Here is a 13,920-nt window from a genome sequence, read left to right as displayed (position 1 = left end):
ACACCCCTTTTTGAGCTACAAAATTAACAACAAAGTCTTGACCAGGGCGCTTTTGGCAATGTAAGTTCCAGCGTCTTGGGAAAAATCTGCACTCCGACAGGTTCGGAGTTAGGTAAAAAATTGTTTAAGGGGTTTTAAAGTGCCTACAATTAACCAGCTCATCAAAAGTGAGCGTAAAGTTCAAAAGAACCAAACAAAGTCACCAGCTTTGGACTCTTGCCCTCAGCGCCGTGGCGTTTGTACTCGTGTTTATACGACGACTCCAAAGAAGCCGAACTCAGCTCTTCGTAAAGTAGCAAAAGTTCGTCTTTCTAACGGTTTCGAAGTGATCTCTTACATCCCAGGTATCGGTCACAACCTTCAAGAGCACAGCGTTGTCTTGATCCGTGGTGGTCGTGTGAAGGACTTGCCGGGCGTTCGTTACCATATCGTACGCGGTGTATTGGATCTTCAAGGTGTGAACGGCCGTCTTCGTGCACGTTCTAAATACGGTACTAAGAGACCTAAGAAATAAGGATTGAGAGATGTCACGTCGTAAAAAGACCTTTAAAAGAGAAATTATTCCAGATCCGGTTTTCAAGGATCTAGTTATCGCTAAGTTCGTCAATAAAATGATGATCCAAGGTCGTAAAGCAACTTCTCAAAAGTTGTTCTACGGAGCTTTGAAAGAGCTTGAAGGTAAAATCCAAGGTGAAGAGCCTTTGGCAGTTTTCAGAAAAGCTCTTGAAAATGTGAAGCCTTCTATCGAAGTTCGTTCTCGCCGCGTTGGTGGAGCGACTTACCAAGTTCCAGTAGATGTTCGTCCATCTCGTCGTATGGCTTTGGCTATGCGTTGGTTGATCGAATACTCTCGCGAGCGCGGTGAGAAAGATATGGCTAAGCGTTTGGCTGGTGAATTCGTTGATGCTTACAACAATCGTGGAAACGCGATCAAGAAGAAAGACGATGTTCACAGAATGGCTGAATCGAACAAGGCTTTCTCTCACTACAATTGGTAATCTGTATTCATGTCAGCTAAAGATCCTAAAACAGTAGCTGATCTTAAGTTCACTCGTAATATCGGCATCATGGCACACATTGATGCCGGTAAGACGACCACCACCGAACGTATTCTTTACTACACAGGTAAAAGTCATAAAATCGGCGAAGTTCATGATGGCGATGCCACCATGGACTGGATGGTTCAAGAGCAAGAGCGTGGTATCACTATCACGTCTGCTGCGACCATGGCGTTCTGGAAAGATCACAGAATCAACATCATCGATACTCCGGGGCACGTTGACTTCACAATTGAAGTCGAACGTTCTTTGCGCGTTCTTGACGGCGCGATTGCTGTGTTTGACGGCGTGAACGGTGTCGAGCCGCAGTCTGAAACTGTTTGGAAACAAGCTGACAAATACAAGGTTCCGAGAATTTGTTTCGTGAACAAAATGGACCGCGTGGGTGCTGACTTTGTGATGTCTTACGGGACAATCAAAGACAAACTCAATGCGAACCCAATCCCAGTGCAAGTTCCGATCGGCATGGAAGACACATTCCGTGGTGTTGTCGATCTTCTTGAGAACAGAGCTTATATGTGGGATCAGTCCGGAATGGGTGACCATTTCGAAGTTACCGATGTTCCCAACGATATGAAGGAAGAAGTGAATCGCTTCCGCACAGAGATCGTTGAGAAGATCGTTGAATTTGAAGACTCTCTTCTTGAGAAATATCTCAACGGAGAAGAAGTGTCTGTGGCAGAGCTGAAAGCGGCTCTTCGTAAAGGCACTCTTGAGTTAAAAGCCTTCCCTGTTTTCTGTGGGGCGGCTTTCAAAAACAAAGGTGTGCAACCTTTGCTTGATGGAGTGATCGACTATCTTCCGTCTCCAATCGAAGTTCCAGCGATCGTAGGTCACGATCCGGAAAAACCTGAAAAAGAAATTGTTTGCAAAACAGATTTCGAAGCGCACACGGCTGCTTTGGCTTTTAAAATTGCGAACGATCCATTTGCGGGAACTTTGACTTATATTCGTGTCTACTCTGGCGAAGTGAAAGTGGGCGATCAGCTTCTTAATCCTCGCACAGAGAAAAAAGAACGCATTCAAAAACTTGTGAAAATGCACGCCAACTCTCGTGAAGAAATCACCAACTTAAAAGCGGGTGATATCGGCGCCGTTGTCGGTCTTAAATTCACGGGAACGGGCGACACTCTTTGTGAGACATCTCATCCTGTTGTTTTAGAATCTATTACCTTCCCAGAACCTGTGATCTCGGTTGCGATTGAAGCGAAGTCTTCCGCGGACCAAGAGAAAATGCTTCAAGGTCTTGAAAAACTCGGTAAAGAAGATCCTTCTTGCCGTTTGAAGACAGACCCTGAGACAGGACAGATTCTTCTTTCGGGTATGGGTGAGCTTCACCTTGATATCCTCGTTGACCGTCTTTTGCGTGAACACAAAGTTCAAGCGAACGTGGGTAAGCCGCAAGTTTCATATCGCGAAACTATTTCGGCTTCTTCAACAGTGGATTATGTGTACGAGCGTGAGATTGCGGGTGAAGCTCAATTCGCGAAAGTATCTTTGACTATTGATCCAATTTCTCAACATGACGGTATCCAATTCCAATCCAAAGTGGCTGTGTCTAAAGAATTTACAGCCCCTTTCTTAAAAGCGGTTGAGAGCGGATTCAAAGAAGCGGCCGAGGTCGGACCTCTGGCGAGCTACTCGATGTTGGGTATTCGTGGGACTTTGAACTCGGTGGAAACGCGTCCTGATGCTTCCAATGAAATGGCCTTTAAAGCGGCTGCTTCTTTGGCATTCAGAGAAGCGGTAAAAGGTGCCGCTGTTGAGCTTCTAGAGCCTATCTTTAAGCTTGAAGTGACTTGTCCTGATGAGTTCGTAGGTAACGTGGTAGGGGACTTAAATTCTCGCCGCGGTAAAATCCTTACGATGAATGCTAAAGTGGGCGGCGGCCAGGTTATCTCTGCTGAAGCCCCTCTGGCGAACCTCTTTGGTTATGCGACGAATGTGCGCAGTTTGAGCCAAGGCAGAGCCAGCTTTAGTATGGAATTTTTGGAGTATGCGGTGGTGCCTCCGAAGGTAAAAACCGAGATTCTCCACAAAATGGGAAGATTCTAAAAAAATCAATATTTCCCTTTGACAATGTTTTTTTTGTTGCGCATACTCGCGCACTCGTGACGTCTAAAATCTACAGAAAACCCCCCGCATTGGGTGATTTCACGGCCGCAAGGGCTAATTCGGGGCAAGTTTTTGATGGGATAATGGCGTTAATTGTTAACAAATTTGCTAGTAACTACGCTACTTTACAAAAAAGAAGAGAAGTGTCCTTATGCAAAGTCAGAAGATTAGAATCAGATTGAAGGCATTCGATCATAAATTGCTTGACCAGTCGACGAAAGAAATCGTTGAGACTGCTCGTCGTACAGGTGCAAAAGTTGCGGGTCCTATCCCTTTGCCAACTCGCATTAACCGTTACACTGTATTGCGTTCTCCACACGTAGATAAAAAATCTCGTGAACAATTCGAAGTGAGAACTCACAAGCGTATGCTCGATATTTTAGAACCCACTCAACAGACTGTCGATCAGCTCATGAAACTCGACCTCTCTGCTGGTGTTGATGTTGAAATTAAACTTTCAGCGATCTAGGAGTAACAAGTGAGCGAAACTACACAAACTACAAATACTTCAGAGCAAGGCCTTAAGCTGAATGGCCTGTTCGCGTTTAAAGAAGGTATGGCTACTATCTATAATGAGCAAGGTGAAGCCGTACCTGTAACTGTTCTTCGTTATGAACCTTGGTTTGTTTCTCAAATCAAAACTAACGAGAACGATGGTTATGAAGCTATCCAATTAGCTTGCACTCCAAAAAAAGCTAAAAATTCAAACAAAGCTGAAAAAGGTCACCTTACTAAAGCTGGTTTCGAGAATGGCGCTCAGTTCGTAAAAGAACTTCGTCAAGCTCTTCCAGAAGGTGCAACTGTTGGCGCGCAAATCTCTATCGACTCTTTGGCTCAAGGTGATTTCGTAAAAATCACTTCTAAGTCTAAAGGTAAAGGTTTTGCGGGTTCTATGAAACGTTGGAACTTCGCGGGAGGCCCTGCTTCTCACGGATCTAAATTCCACCGTCGTCCTGGTTCTTCTGGTAACAGAACATGGCCGGGTCGTGTAATGCCGGGTAAGAAATTCCCAGGTCACTTGGGTGCTGAGACTGTTACAGTTCGCAACGTTGAGATCGTTCAAGTTATTGCTGCTGAAAACGTTCTCATGGTTAAAGGACCAGTTCCAGGTGCAAGAAACACTTTGGTTAAGTTGGTGAGAGAATAGTATGGCAACAGTAAACGTATTAAACTGGAAAAAAGAAAAAGTTGGATCAGTTGAATTGGCTGCTGACGTGTTCGAAGCTCCTGTTAAAAAGGAAGTTCTTCACACTGTAGTTCAATGGCAATTGGCGGCTCGTCGTCAAGGCACACACATGACAAAGACTAAAGGTCTTGTGTCTGGTGGTGGTAAAAAGCCATTCAAACAAAAAGGTACTGGTGGAGCTCGTCAAGGTTCTAGCCGTTCTATCCTAATGCCTGGTGGTGGTACTGCTTTCGGTCCTCAACCTCGTAGCTACGCTTTCGTTCTACCTAAAAAAGTTCGTCGTTTAGGTTTGAGCATGGCTCTTTCTCACCTTCAAAAAGAAGGCAAGTTGTTCATCGTAGACAGCATGCAATCTGAAGGTAAAACTGCTGAGCTTAACAAACGTTTGAAAGCTTTCGGTTTGAAAAAAGCTGTATTGGTAGATGCAACTGTGAACGAAAAGTTCAACCGTGCTTCTAAAAACTTGGAATCTTTCAAATACTTCCCAGTAGAAGGTTTGAACGTATTCGATCTATTGAAATACGACGCTGCTGTAATCACTAAAGATTCTGTAGCAAAAATCGTAGATCGTTGCTCATTGGAGAAAGCGTAATGAAACAAGTAATTAAAGCTCCTCTTATTACAGAGAAAAATACTTATCATAACGCTGCTGGCGTGTATGTGTTTGAAGTAGATTTGAAGTCTACAAAAACTGACATCAAAGCTGCTGTAGAGAAAAACTTCAAAGTGAAAGTGGACAATGTTAGAACTAGCATCTGCCGCGGTCACTCTAAGTATTCTAAATTCGGATTAACAAAGGTCCCTTACTGGAAAAAAGCTTACGTTAAGCTTGTTGAAGGTGAGAAGATCGCTCTTTTTGAGGGAGTATAAAGATGGGTATTAAAACATTTGCCCCACGCTCTCATGGTCGCAGAGGAATGACTGGTTTCGATTTCAAAGAAATCACAAAGACATCTCCAGAGAAGTCTTTGCTTGCTCCTCTGAAAAAACAAGCGGCACGTAACAACCACGGTCAAATCACGATCCGTCACCAAGGTGGTGGTCACAAGAGAAAATACCGTTTGGTTGATTTCAAACGCACTAAACTGGACGTTCCAGCAAAAGTTGTTGCGATCGAATACGATCCAAACAGAACTTGCCGTATCGCTCTTATTTCTTATGTTGATGGAGCGAAAGCTTACATCATCGCTCCGGTTGGTTTGAATGTAGGTGACACTGTCATCTCTTCTGACAAAGCGGATATTAAACCAGGTAACACTCTTTCTTTGGCTGCGATCCCAGTTGGTACTGTGATCCACAACATCGAAATGCGTCCTGGTAAAGGTGGTCAAGTTTGCCGTGGAGCTGGTGCTTCCGCAACTTTGGCTGGTAAAGGTGAACAATATTGCCAAGTACGTATGCCTTCTGGTGAATTGAAGCAAATCTTGTCTGTGTGCAAGGCTTCTATTGGTCAAGTTGGTAACACTGACAACGAAAACATCAACCTAGGTAAAGCAGGTCGTTCTCGTTGGAGAGGTATCCGTCCTTCAGTTCGTGGTATGCATATGAACCCGGTCGACCATCCATTGGGTGGTGGTGAGGGTGTCGGTAAAGGGCATCACCCTGTAACTCCTTGGGGCCAACCTTGTAAGGGTTACAAAACTAGAAATAACAAGAGAACCAACTCTTCAATCATCAAGAGACGTAAGTAGGAGTAAAAGGTGGCACGCTCAATTAAAAAAGGTCCATTCGTCGATTTGCATCTTCAAAAGAAGATCGACCATGCGATCGAAAAAAATGATAAAAAAGTTATTAAAACTTGGTCTCGCCGCTCAACAATTCTTCCAGAGGCTATCGGACTGACGTTCGCGGTTCATAACGGAAGAAAGTTCGTTCCAGTATACATCACTGAGAACATGATTGGTCACAAACTCGGTGAGTTTGCTCCAACAAGAACTTTCCAAGGTCACGCCGAGAAGAAAGCCGCTGCTCCTGCTGCAGCTGCGAAGAAGTAATAGAGGTTGATTATGGAAGTTAAAGCAAGCTTGAAATATGCAAGAGTTGGTGCTCAGAAGGCTAGATTGGTTGCTGACTTAGTTCGCGGTAAAGACGTGAACGAAGCAGTAAAAACTCTTACATTCTTGAACAAAAAAACTGCTGGAATGGTAAAAAAGTTAATCGAATCTGCTGTAGCTAACGCGGAATACAAAAAGGTTATGGATGTAGACAACCTTTATGTTAAAGCTATCTGGGTTGATCAAGGCCCAGTTCTTAAGAGATTCCGTCCACGCGCTCAAGGTCGCGCGTTCGGCGTTCGTAAGAAGACCAGCCACATTAACGTAGTACTCGAGGAGAAATAGTCGTGGGACAAAAGGTTAATCCAATTGGTCTTAGAGTCGGTGTTATCAGAACTTGGGATTCTCGCTGGTATGCGAAGGGTCAACAATATTTTGACAATCTCCACGAAGACATCCGTTTGAGAAAGTATTTGAAAACTAAGCTCAAACACGCGGGTGTTGCGAAAATTGAAATGGAACGTGCAGCGAAGAAGATCAAAATCATCATCTCTACTGCTCGTCCGGGCGTTGTTATTGGTAAAAAAGGTACTGGTATTGATTCGCTTAAAGCGGAAGTTCAAAAACTTACACCCAACGAAGTTTTCTTGAGCATCCAAGAAGTGCGCAAGCCAGACCTCGATGCTCAGCTCGTTGCTGAGAGCATTGCTCAACAACTTGAGAAACGTATCTCTTGGAGAAGAGCTCTTAAAAAATCTATTGCAGCTGCGATCAAAGGCGGCGTGAGAGGTATCAAGATCCGTGTTTCAGGACGTCTTGATGGTGCAGAGATTGCTCGTTCAGAGTGGTACAATGAGAAGAGTGTTCCTCTTCATACATTGCGTGCAGATATCGACTACGGTACTGCAGAAGCTCTAACAGCATACGGTATCATCGGTTTGAAAGTATGGATCTATAAAGGCGATATCTTATCTGCTCGCGAAGTTGAGGAGGCAGGTCGTGTTAAGTCCTAAAAGAGTAAAATGGCGTAAACAATTTGTAGGCCGCGCAACTGGCTTTGCAGTGAGAGGTGCTAACCTTGATTTCGGAGACTACGGTCTTCAAGCAATCGAGGAAGGTCGTCTGACTGCTCGTCAATTGGAAGCGGGTCGTATTGCTATCTCACGTTCAGTAAAACGTGGTGGTAAAATCTGGTGCCGTGTGTTCCCAAATATTCCTGTTACTAAGAAACCTGCTGAAACTCGTATGGGTAGCGGTAAAGGTAATCCTGAGTTGTGGGTAGCACGCGTTCTTCCTGGAAAAGTTCTTTTCGAAATGAACGGTGTGACACGTGAACAAGCTAAAGAAGCTTTCGAACGTGCAGCTCACAAACTTCCTTTCAAAACTCGTTTCTTGGTAAGGGAGTAGTTGTATGAAGTTTAATGAAGTTAAAGATCTTTCTGTAACTGAATTGAAGAAAAAAAGAGCAGCTCTTTCTGAAGAGTTGTTCCAAGCACGTATCAAGAATTCAATTGGTCAACTTTCAAATCCACTTGTAATTCGTGATCTTCGTCGCAACATCGCTAAAATCAACACAGCGATCGTAAAAAAAGTGGCGAGATAGAGGTAGAGAATGGCAACTGAAACTAATACTAGAGGACGTAAAATTGAAGTCGTAGGTGAAGTTATCAGTGACAAGATGGATAAAACTATCTCTGTCCTCATCTACCGCATGGTAAAGCATGCTAAATACGGTAAGTACGTTAAGAAAACTTCTGTTTTCAAAGCGCACGATGAAAAGAACCAAGCTAAAGTTGGTGACATCGTGAAAATCCGTGAAACTCGCCCACTTAGCAAAACTAAGCGTTGGACTTTGGCTGAAGTCGTTGAAACGGCGAAGGCATAAGGAGAGCTGTCATGATTCAAATGCAAACTAGACTGAATGTAGCTGACAACTCTGGCGCTAAAGAAGTTATGTGCGTAAAGGTTCTTGGTGGATCTAAGCGTCGTGTTGCCTCTATCGGTGACATTATCGTTGTATCTATCAAAGAAGCTTTGCCAAACGCTAAAGTTAAAAAAGGTGACGTAGCTAAAGCTGTTGTTGTTAGAACTGTAGCAAAACTTCGTCGTCCAGACGGATCTTACATCCGTTTCGATGACAACTCTGCTGTTCTTATTAACGCTTCTAAAGAACCAATTGGAACACGTATCTTTGGCCCAGTAGCCAGAGAATTGAGAGCAAAGTCGTTCGTTAAGATCGTATCTTTGGCTCCGGAAGTTCTATAAGGGGTGATGAGATGAATCGCTTACATACACAATACAAAAAAGAGATCGCTCCCGCTCTGATGAAACAATTGGGAGCTAAAAACGTGATGCAAGTTCCTCGCTTGGAGAAAATCACTCTTAGCGTTTGCTTGAGCGAAGCAGTTCAAAATCCAAAAATTTTGAACACAGTTGTTGACGAGATCACTGCGATCACTGGTCAAAAAGCTGTTATCACGAAAGCTAAAAAAGCTATCTCTAACTTCAAATTGCGTGCTGGCATCCCATTGGGTGTTCGCGTGACTTTGAGAAGAGAGAAAATGTGGTCTTTCCTAGATCGTTTGAACACTTTGGCACTTCCTCGCGTAAGAGACTTCCGCGGTTTGCCAAACAAAGGTTTCGACGGCCGTGGTAACTACAACATGGGCTTGAAAGAACAAATCGTGTTCCCTGAGATCAACTACGATAAGGTTGATAAAACTCGCGGTATGAACATCACTATTTGTACAACTGCTAAAAACGACGCTGAGGGCAGAGCGCTTCTTGAAGCACTTGGCATGCCCTTCAGAAAGTAAGAGGGGTGTCACTTGGCTCGTAAATCAAGCATCGTAAAAAACAATAAAAGAAAAGAGCTTTCTAAGCGTTACGCTCAATACAGAGCTGAACTTAGAGAGAAAGCTGTCGATATGAAACTTTCTGACGAAGAAAGAGCTACAGCTCGTAAGAAGCTTCAAGCTCTTCCTAAGAATACGAATCCAAACCGCGTTATCACTCGCTGTGAAATTTCTGGTCGCCCTCGTGGTAACTACAGAAAATTCGGTTTGTCTCGTATCGCTTTCAGACAATTGGCCCTTGACGGTAAATTGCCTGGCGTAACGAAAGCTAGCTGGTAAGAGGATCACTATGGATACAATTTCTCAGTTCCTTACAATGATTAGAAATGCTGGAGCAGCGAAACACGAAAAAGTGGATCTTCCTGCTTCAAAAGTAAGAGCGGGTATTGCTCAAATCCTCGTTAACGAAGGTTTGATCAGAAGCTTCAAAGTCGCTAAAGATAGCAAACAAGGCATCATGCGTGTTTACTTGAAATACGACGAAGCTGGAAACCATGTGATCAATTCTATCGACCGCGTATCACGCCCAGGTCGTAGAGTTTATATTAAATCTGACAAAATTCCTGTAGTTCGTTCTGGAATGGGTATGTCCATTATCAGCACAAGCAAAGGAATCATGAGCGGTAAGCAAGCTACTGAGGCTAAACTCGGTGGCGAATTGCTTGCGACACTTTGGTAGGTGAAAAATGTCACGTATTGGAAAAGCACCCGTTGTTTTTGATAACACAGTACAAGTAAGCGTTTCACCTGCTAACGAAGTTCTCGTTAAAGGTGCGAAGTCTTCTTTGAAAATTGGCATGCAACCAAACATCACTGCAAAAGTAGAAGGTGGAAAAGTTGTATTGACTCGCAAAGATGACTCTAAAGAAACTCGTGCATTGCACGGTCTTTACAGAGCGCTTATTCAAAATGCCGTAACTGGCGTAACAAAAGGTTTCACTAAGGGCCTTGAACTTCATGGGGTCGGTTACCGTGCAAACGTAGCTGGCAAGAAATTGGAACTTTCTTTAGGTTTCTCTCACCCAGTGATCTTCGACATCCCTGAAGGAATCGAGATCAAAGTTGACAAGCAAACTGCACTTTCGATCACTGGCCCAAGCAAAGAGCTTGTTGGACAAGTAGCGGCGAAAATTCGCTCTTTCCGTCCACCTGAGCCTTATCTTGCAAAAGGTGTTCGTTACGCTGGTGAGCATATCAGACGTAAAGCTGGTAAGTCGGCTGGTAAATAATTGAGGTAATGTATGAAAATTAAAGTAAGCAAACATACTAGTGATAGAAAAGCGAACCGCCTCAAGAAGAAAATCAGAATCCGCAAGACTGTAAACGGTACTGCGGAAAGACCTCGTCTTTGCGTATTCCGTAGCGGTAAGCACATGTACGCTCAGATCATCAATGACGTTGCGGGCACTACTTTGGTAGCTGTCTCTTCTCTTGGTAAAGAGGACAAATCTGGTATCGACATGGCGAAACTTGTTGGTATGGAAGTAGCAAAAGCCGCTTCTTCTAAAAACATCAAAGATGTGGTTTTCGACCGTAACGGATACCTGTACCACGGACGTGTTAAATCTCTAGCTGAAGGCGCTCGTGAGGGCGGCCTTAATTTCTAAGGAGTGATGTGTGGAGAAAGTTCAAGCTCAAGCAGCTGAATTAGAAGAGCGTGTAGTAGCGATCAACCGCGTAACGAAAGTTGTTAAGGGTGGTCGTCGCTTCTCTTTCGCAGCTCTAGTAGTAGTTGGAAACAAAGCCGGCGATGTTGGTTTTGGTTCTGGTAAAGCTGGAGAGGTTCCTGAGGCTATCGGTAAAGCAAGCAGATCTGCAAAAAAATCTGCTCGCTCTGTAACTTTGAAAGAAGGACGTACAATCCCTCACGAAGTTATCGGTAAATTCGGTGCCGCGAAAGTCATCATGAGACCAGCAGCTCCTGGTACTGGCGTGATCGCGGGTGGCGCGGTGCGTGCAGTTCTTGAGTCTGTAGGTGTAAAAGACATTCTTACTAAATGTGTTGGGACTCGTAACCCTCACAATGCCGTAAGAGCAACAATCGACGGCTTAAAGCAGTTGAAACAGCTTAAATAGTCGGACTGGTGGCAAAAATGGCTAAAACATTCGTAGTAACATTGAAAAGATCAACGATTGCTTGCACTCAAGCACAAAAGGACGCGGTTCGCGTTCTTGGCTTGAAGAGACGTCATCACACTGTAGAAGTGAAAGACTCTCCAGCAGCACGTGGAAATATCATGAAAGTTCAGCATCTAGTTGATGTTGAAGTTAAGGGGTAATCATGAGCTTGCTTAAAACATTGGCACCCAAAGCAGGATCTAAGCACGCTCCAAAAAGAATCGGTCGTGGTATCGGTTCTGGTATGGGCGGCACATCGACAAAAGGTCACAAGGGTCAGTTAGCTCGTACGGGCGGTACTGTTCGCCGTGGCTTCGAGGGTGGTCAAACACCTTTGCATCGTCGTCTTCCTAAATTTGGTTTTAGCAACGTCGCGTTTGCTAACAAATTTGAGATTGTTAATTTATCACAACTTGCTAAATTTTCTGGAGAAGTAACTCCTGAAACTCTACACGCTGCTGGACTTGTATCTAAAGGCGCTGTTAAGATTTTGGGAAATGGCGAGCTTAAAACAGCTTTGACTGTAAAAGCTCACAAATTTTCAGAAAGCGCTAAGAAAGCTATTGAAGCTGCTGGCGGCAAAGTCGAGGTAATTAAATAGTGTCTGCAATTGAGAGCATCGCAAAGAATTCTGATCTTCGTAAACGCATCTTGTTCACTTTGGCTATGTTGGCTATTTACAGAATTGGTGTACACGTTCCGACTCCTGGAGTTGATGGAACTGCTGTATTGTCATTCTTCCAAGCTCAGAGCCGCGGGATCTTTGGTTTATTTAACACCTTCACGGGTGGTGCTCTCTCCCAATTCAGCGTTTTTGCATTGGGAATCATGCCGTACATTTCGGCGTCCATCATCTTCCAACTTTTGACTTCAGCGATTCCATACTTGGAAGCATTGAAGAAAGAAGGGGAGCAAGGGCGCCGTAAAATCAATCAGTACACTCGTTATGCAACAGTAGCCTTGGCAGTTGTTCAAGGTTACGGCATCAGCAGCTGGTTGATGAACTCTACAAGTCCTGAGGGGCACGCTCTAGTGACGGCTCCGACGGTGGCTTTCTTGCCGTTCCAAATCATGACTATCATCACATTGACAGCAGGTACTTGCTTCATCATGTGGTTGGGCGAGCAAATCACTGAAAGAGGAATCGGTAACGGTTCTTCACTTATCATCTTCACTGGTATCGCAGCAGCAATTCCTGGCGGCGCTCAACAAATTTGGGAGCTTGTTCGCACAGGTGAAATGCGTTTCGCATTGGCGCTTCTATTGATCCTTTTCATGATCGCGATCATTGCGGCTGTTATCTATATGGAAGTGGCGCAACGTCGTATCACTGTCCAGTATTCACAAAGACAAGGTGGCGGAATGCAGTCAATGCAAACTCCAACAAGCCACTTGCCTATTAAAATCAATTTCTCTGGGGTTATCCCACCAATCTTCGCGAGCTCTTTGTTGATGTTCCCGGCGACAATGGCTCAGTTCGTACAAACACCTTGGTTGAAGGCGTTGCAGGAGTCTTTGAATCCTTCTGGAACTATCTTCAATATCATGTTCGTGGCTTTGATCGTGTTCTTCTCGTTCTTCTATACGGAGATCGTGTTCAATCCAAACGACGTAGCTGACAACCTCAAAAAGTATGGCGGTTTCATTCCTGGCGTTCGCGCTGGTAAGAGTACGTCTGACTACATCCAAAAGGTTCTTGAGCGCGTCAACGTTCTTGGTTGTATTTATCTTTGCACGATCTGTATTTTGCCAGGAATCATGACTACTCAGTTCAACGTGCCTTTCCATTTCGGTGGAACAAGCTTGTTGATCCTAGTAGGGGTTGCTTTGGATACGGCTCAACAGATCCAATCTCATATGATCACTCAAAAATATGAGGGCTTCTTAAAAGGAGCTAAGATCCGTAGCAGAAGGGTTCAGTTCTAATGAACTTGATCCTCTTTGGAGCCCCCGGGGCCGGTAAAGGTACTCAGTCTGAATTGCTCATTAAGCGCTTGGGAATGACTCAGATCAGCACAGGCGATTTGTTCAGAGCGGCAATCAAAGGCCAGACGGACCTCGGAAAAAAAGCCCAAGAGTATATGGATAAGGGTCAACTTGTGCCAGATAGCATTGTTATCGGCATGGTTGAGGAAGTCCTTCAAAAAGGTGTGAAAAACATCATTTTAGATGGTTTCCCTAGAACTGTGGCGCAAGCCCAGGCTTTAGATGAATTGTTAGTTAAAATGAATCTTTCTATCGGAAAAGCTATTTTTCTCGAAGTTCCGATGAAGATTTTGATGGATCGACTGACGGGTAGACGTGTCTGTAAAAATTGCGGAACCGTATACCATATCGTTAGCAAGCCTACCAAGACGGAAGGCAAATGTGATGTTTGTGGGGGAGAAGTCATTCAACGTAATGACGACAAAGCCGATGTGATCGAGACTCGTCTTAAAACCTACGAAGAATTCACAAGCCCTTTAAAAGAGTTTTATAAAAAAGCAGGAAAGTACATTGAACTGGACGGCAATAGAGGCACCGAGGAAGTCTATTCAGAGATCGAAAAAATAATAAAATAAGACGGCTGTATTATTTTTATCTCTAGACTTTAA

Annotated in this window: 25 protein-coding genes; all 25 read left to right on the top strand. The window is 44.2% G+C overall.

Annotated elements, in window-relative coordinates; translation table 11 throughout:
• The first annotated feature begins 139 nt into the window (after positions 1-139).
• The 25 genes from rpsL (at position 140) to ACLSSO_RS13900 (ending at position 13,887) form a co-directional block, all read left to right on the top strand.
• A complete protein-coding gene (gene rpsL, locus ACLSSO_RS14020; RefSeq protein ID WP_295905882.1) occupies positions 140-514 on the top strand; it encodes a 30S ribosomal protein S12 in 375 nt (124 codons plus the stop codon).
• 10 nt (positions 515-524) lie between these two features.
• On the top strand, positions 525-998 hold the full coding sequence (gene rpsG, locus ACLSSO_RS14015; protein WP_295905883.1) for a 30S ribosomal protein S7: 474 nt from the start codon (positions 525-527) through the stop codon (positions 996-998).
• A 9-nt stretch (positions 999-1,007) separates the two neighbouring features.
• Entirely contained in the window at positions 1,008-3,113 is a 2,106-nt protein-coding gene (gene fusA / locus ACLSSO_RS14010) for an elongation factor G (protein WP_413943181.1), read from the top strand.
• 211 nt (positions 3,114-3,324) lie between these two features.
• Positions 3,325-3,642 (top strand): 30S ribosomal protein S10, encoded by a 318-nt coding sequence (gene rpsJ, locus ACLSSO_RS14005; protein WP_025308875.1) that lies wholly within the window; start codon positions 3,325-3,327, stop codon positions 3,640-3,642.
• A 9-nt stretch (positions 3,643-3,651) separates the two neighbouring features.
• Entirely contained in the window at positions 3,652-4,320 is a 669-nt protein-coding gene (rplC, locus tag ACLSSO_RS14000; RefSeq protein WP_413943180.1) for a 50S ribosomal protein L3, read from the top strand.
• Position 4,321: 1 nt separating this feature from the next.
• Positions 4,322-4,951: a 50S ribosomal protein L4 gene (gene rplD / locus ACLSSO_RS13995; RefSeq protein WP_340592620.1), complete on the top strand. Its 630-nt coding sequence runs from the start codon at positions 4,322-4,324 to the stop codon at positions 4,949-4,951.
• Positions 4,951-5,229, top strand: a complete 279-nt coding sequence (gene rplW / locus ACLSSO_RS13990) for a 50S ribosomal protein L23 (protein WP_340592619.1) — start codon at positions 4,951-4,953, stop codon at positions 5,227-5,229. The genes rplD and rplW overlap by 1 nt, the downstream gene beginning before the upstream one ends.
• A 2-nt stretch (positions 5,230-5,231) precedes the next feature.
• Positions 5,232-6,050, top strand: coding sequence for a 50S ribosomal protein L2 (rplB, locus tag ACLSSO_RS13985; protein ID WP_413943179.1), 819 nt, complete (start codon positions 5,232-5,234; stop codon positions 6,048-6,050).
• Positions 6,051-6,059: 9 nt separating this feature from the next.
• Positions 6,060-6,353 carry a 30S ribosomal protein S19 gene (gene rpsS, locus ACLSSO_RS13980; RefSeq protein ID WP_340592617.1) on the top strand — a complete coding sequence of 98 codons (294 nt, stop codon included), beginning with the start codon at positions 6,060-6,062 and terminating at the stop codon, positions 6,351-6,353.
• A gap of 12 nt (positions 6,354-6,365) precedes the next feature.
• Positions 6,366-6,698 (top strand): 50S ribosomal protein L22, encoded by a 333-nt coding sequence (gene rplV, locus ACLSSO_RS13975; protein WP_340592616.1) that lies wholly within the window; start codon positions 6,366-6,368, stop codon positions 6,696-6,698.
• A 2-nt stretch (positions 6,699-6,700) separates the two neighbouring features.
• Positions 6,701-7,366: a 30S ribosomal protein S3 gene (gene rpsC / locus ACLSSO_RS13970; RefSeq protein ID WP_340592615.1), complete on the top strand. Its 666-nt coding sequence runs from the start codon at positions 6,701-6,703 to the stop codon at positions 7,364-7,366.
• The gene (gene rplP, locus ACLSSO_RS13965) at positions 7,353-7,760 is read left to right on the top strand and encodes a 50S ribosomal protein L16 (protein ID WP_041577922.1); all 408 of its coding nucleotides are present in this window, start codon (positions 7,353-7,355) and stop codon (positions 7,758-7,760) included. Before rpsC ends, rplP begins: the two co-directional genes overlap by 14 nt.
• Before the next feature lie 4 nt (positions 7,761-7,764).
• Positions 7,765-7,956: a 50S ribosomal protein L29 gene (rpmC, locus tag ACLSSO_RS13960; RefSeq protein ID WP_340592614.1), complete on the top strand. Its 192-nt coding sequence runs from the start codon at positions 7,765-7,767 to the stop codon at positions 7,954-7,956.
• 9 nt (positions 7,957-7,965) lie between these two features.
• Entirely contained in the window at positions 7,966-8,238 is a 273-nt protein-coding gene (rpsQ, locus tag ACLSSO_RS13955) for a 30S ribosomal protein S17 (protein ID WP_413943178.1), read from the top strand.
• A gap of 11 nt (positions 8,239-8,249) precedes the next feature.
• Entirely contained in the window at positions 8,250-8,618 is a 369-nt protein-coding gene (gene rplN / locus ACLSSO_RS13950; protein WP_340592612.1) for a 50S ribosomal protein L14, read from the top strand.
• 11 nt (positions 8,619-8,629) lie between these two features.
• The gene (gene rplE / locus ACLSSO_RS13945) at positions 8,630-9,169 is read left to right on the top strand and encodes a 50S ribosomal protein L5 (RefSeq protein ID WP_340592611.1); all 540 of its coding nucleotides are present in this window, start codon (positions 8,630-8,632) and stop codon (positions 9,167-9,169) included.
• A gap of 12 nt (positions 9,170-9,181) precedes the next feature.
• Positions 9,182-9,487 (top strand): 30S ribosomal protein S14, encoded by a 306-nt coding sequence (rpsN, locus tag ACLSSO_RS13940; protein WP_295905240.1) that lies wholly within the window; start codon positions 9,182-9,184, stop codon positions 9,485-9,487.
• 10 nt (positions 9,488-9,497) lie between these two features.
• Positions 9,498-9,887: a 30S ribosomal protein S8 gene (rpsH, locus tag ACLSSO_RS13935; RefSeq protein ID WP_295905242.1), complete on the top strand. Its 390-nt coding sequence runs from the start codon at positions 9,498-9,500 to the stop codon at positions 9,885-9,887.
• A gap of 7 nt (positions 9,888-9,894) precedes the next feature.
• Positions 9,895-10,437 (top strand): 50S ribosomal protein L6, encoded by a 543-nt coding sequence (rplF, locus tag ACLSSO_RS13930; protein ID WP_295905244.1) that lies wholly within the window; start codon positions 9,895-9,897, stop codon positions 10,435-10,437.
• Positions 10,438-10,449: 12 nt separating this feature from the next.
• Complete coding sequence (rplR, locus tag ACLSSO_RS13925) at positions 10,450-10,815, top strand: 50S ribosomal protein L18 (RefSeq protein ID WP_295905246.1); 366 nt, start codon at positions 10,450-10,452, stop codon at positions 10,813-10,815.
• A gap of 10 nt (positions 10,816-10,825) precedes the next feature.
• Positions 10,826-11,284, top strand: a complete 459-nt coding sequence (gene rpsE, locus ACLSSO_RS13920) for a 30S ribosomal protein S5 (RefSeq protein WP_295905248.1) — start codon at positions 10,826-10,828, stop codon at positions 11,282-11,284.
• Positions 11,285-11,292: 8 nt separating this feature from the next.
• Positions 11,293-11,487, top strand: coding sequence for a 50S ribosomal protein L30 (rpmD, locus tag ACLSSO_RS13915; protein ID WP_413943177.1), 195 nt, complete (start codon positions 11,293-11,295; stop codon positions 11,485-11,487).
• A gap of 2 nt (positions 11,488-11,489) precedes the next feature.
• A complete protein-coding gene (gene rplO, locus ACLSSO_RS13910; protein ID WP_340592609.1) occupies positions 11,490-11,927 on the top strand; it encodes a 50S ribosomal protein L15 in 438 nt (145 codons plus the stop codon).
• Positions 11,927-13,252, top strand: coding sequence for a preprotein translocase subunit SecY (gene secY, locus ACLSSO_RS13905; RefSeq protein WP_295905253.1), 1,326 nt, complete (start codon positions 11,927-11,929; stop codon positions 13,250-13,252). The genes rplO and secY overlap by 1 nt, the downstream gene beginning before the upstream one ends.
• Positions 13,252-13,887, top strand: a complete 636-nt coding sequence (locus ACLSSO_RS13900) for an adenylate kinase (RefSeq protein ID WP_295905254.1) — start codon at positions 13,252-13,254, stop codon at positions 13,885-13,887. Before secY ends, ACLSSO_RS13900 begins: the two co-directional genes overlap by 1 nt.
• The last annotated feature ends 33 nt before the right edge of the window (positions 13,888-13,920 follow it).

Origin of the sequence: Bdellovibrio sp. HCB-162 (assembly GCF_047344985.1) — a bacterium.
Taxonomy (GTDB): Bacteria; Bdellovibrionota; Bdellovibrionia; order Bdellovibrionales; family Bdellovibrionaceae; genus Bdellovibrio.
This window is presented reverse-complemented; position numbering and strand designations above follow the sequence as displayed.

What these genes read in the sequence shown, in the direction of transcription:
- rplW (WP_340592619.1), top strand. Translation starts at nt 4,951, where the DNA reads ATGAAACAAGTAATTAAAGCTCCTCTTATTACAGAGAAAAATACTTAT.
- rpsQ (WP_413943178.1), top strand. Translation starts at nt 7,966, where the DNA reads ATGGCAACTGAAACTAATACTAGAGGACGTAAAATTGAAGTCGTAGGT.
- rpsJ (WP_025308875.1), top strand. Translation starts at nt 3,325, where the DNA reads ATGCAAAGTCAGAAGATTAGAATCAGATTGAAGGCATTCGATCATAAA.
- rplE (WP_340592611.1), top strand. Translation starts at nt 8,630, where the DNA reads ATGAATCGCTTACATACACAATACAAAAAAGAGATCGCTCCCGCTCTG.
- rpsG (WP_295905883.1), top strand. Translation starts at nt 525, where the DNA reads ATGTCACGTCGTAAAAAGACCTTTAAAAGAGAAATTATTCCAGATCCG.
- rplO (WP_340592609.1), top strand. Translation starts at nt 11,490, where the DNA reads ATGAGCTTGCTTAAAACATTGGCACCCAAAGCAGGATCTAAGCACGCT.
- rplB (WP_413943179.1), top strand. Translation starts at nt 5,232, where the DNA reads ATGGGTATTAAAACATTTGCCCCACGCTCTCATGGTCGCAGAGGAATG.
- rpmC (WP_340592614.1), top strand. Translation starts at nt 7,765, where the DNA reads ATGAAGTTTAATGAAGTTAAAGATCTTTCTGTAACTGAATTGAAGAAA.
- rplN (WP_340592612.1), top strand. Translation starts at nt 8,250, where the DNA reads ATGATTCAAATGCAAACTAGACTGAATGTAGCTGACAACTCTGGCGCT.
- rplV (WP_340592616.1), top strand. Translation starts at nt 6,366, where the DNA reads ATGGAAGTTAAAGCAAGCTTGAAATATGCAAGAGTTGGTGCTCAGAAG.
- rpsH (WP_295905242.1), top strand. Translation starts at nt 9,498, where the DNA reads ATGGATACAATTTCTCAGTTCCTTACAATGATTAGAAATGCTGGAGCA.
- rplD (WP_340592620.1), top strand. Translation starts at nt 4,322, where the DNA reads ATGGCAACAGTAAACGTATTAAACTGGAAAAAAGAAAAAGTTGGATCA.
- rplF (WP_295905244.1), top strand. Translation starts at nt 9,895, where the DNA reads ATGTCACGTATTGGAAAAGCACCCGTTGTTTTTGATAACACAGTACAA.
- rplR (WP_295905246.1), top strand. Translation starts at nt 10,450, where the DNA reads ATGAAAATTAAAGTAAGCAAACATACTAGTGATAGAAAAGCGAACCGC.
- ACLSSO_RS13900 (WP_295905254.1), top strand. Translation starts at nt 13,252, where the DNA reads ATGAACTTGATCCTCTTTGGAGCCCCCGGGGCCGGTAAAGGTACTCAG.
- fusA (WP_413943181.1), top strand. Translation starts at nt 1,008, where the DNA reads ATGTCAGCTAAAGATCCTAAAACAGTAGCTGATCTTAAGTTCACTCGT.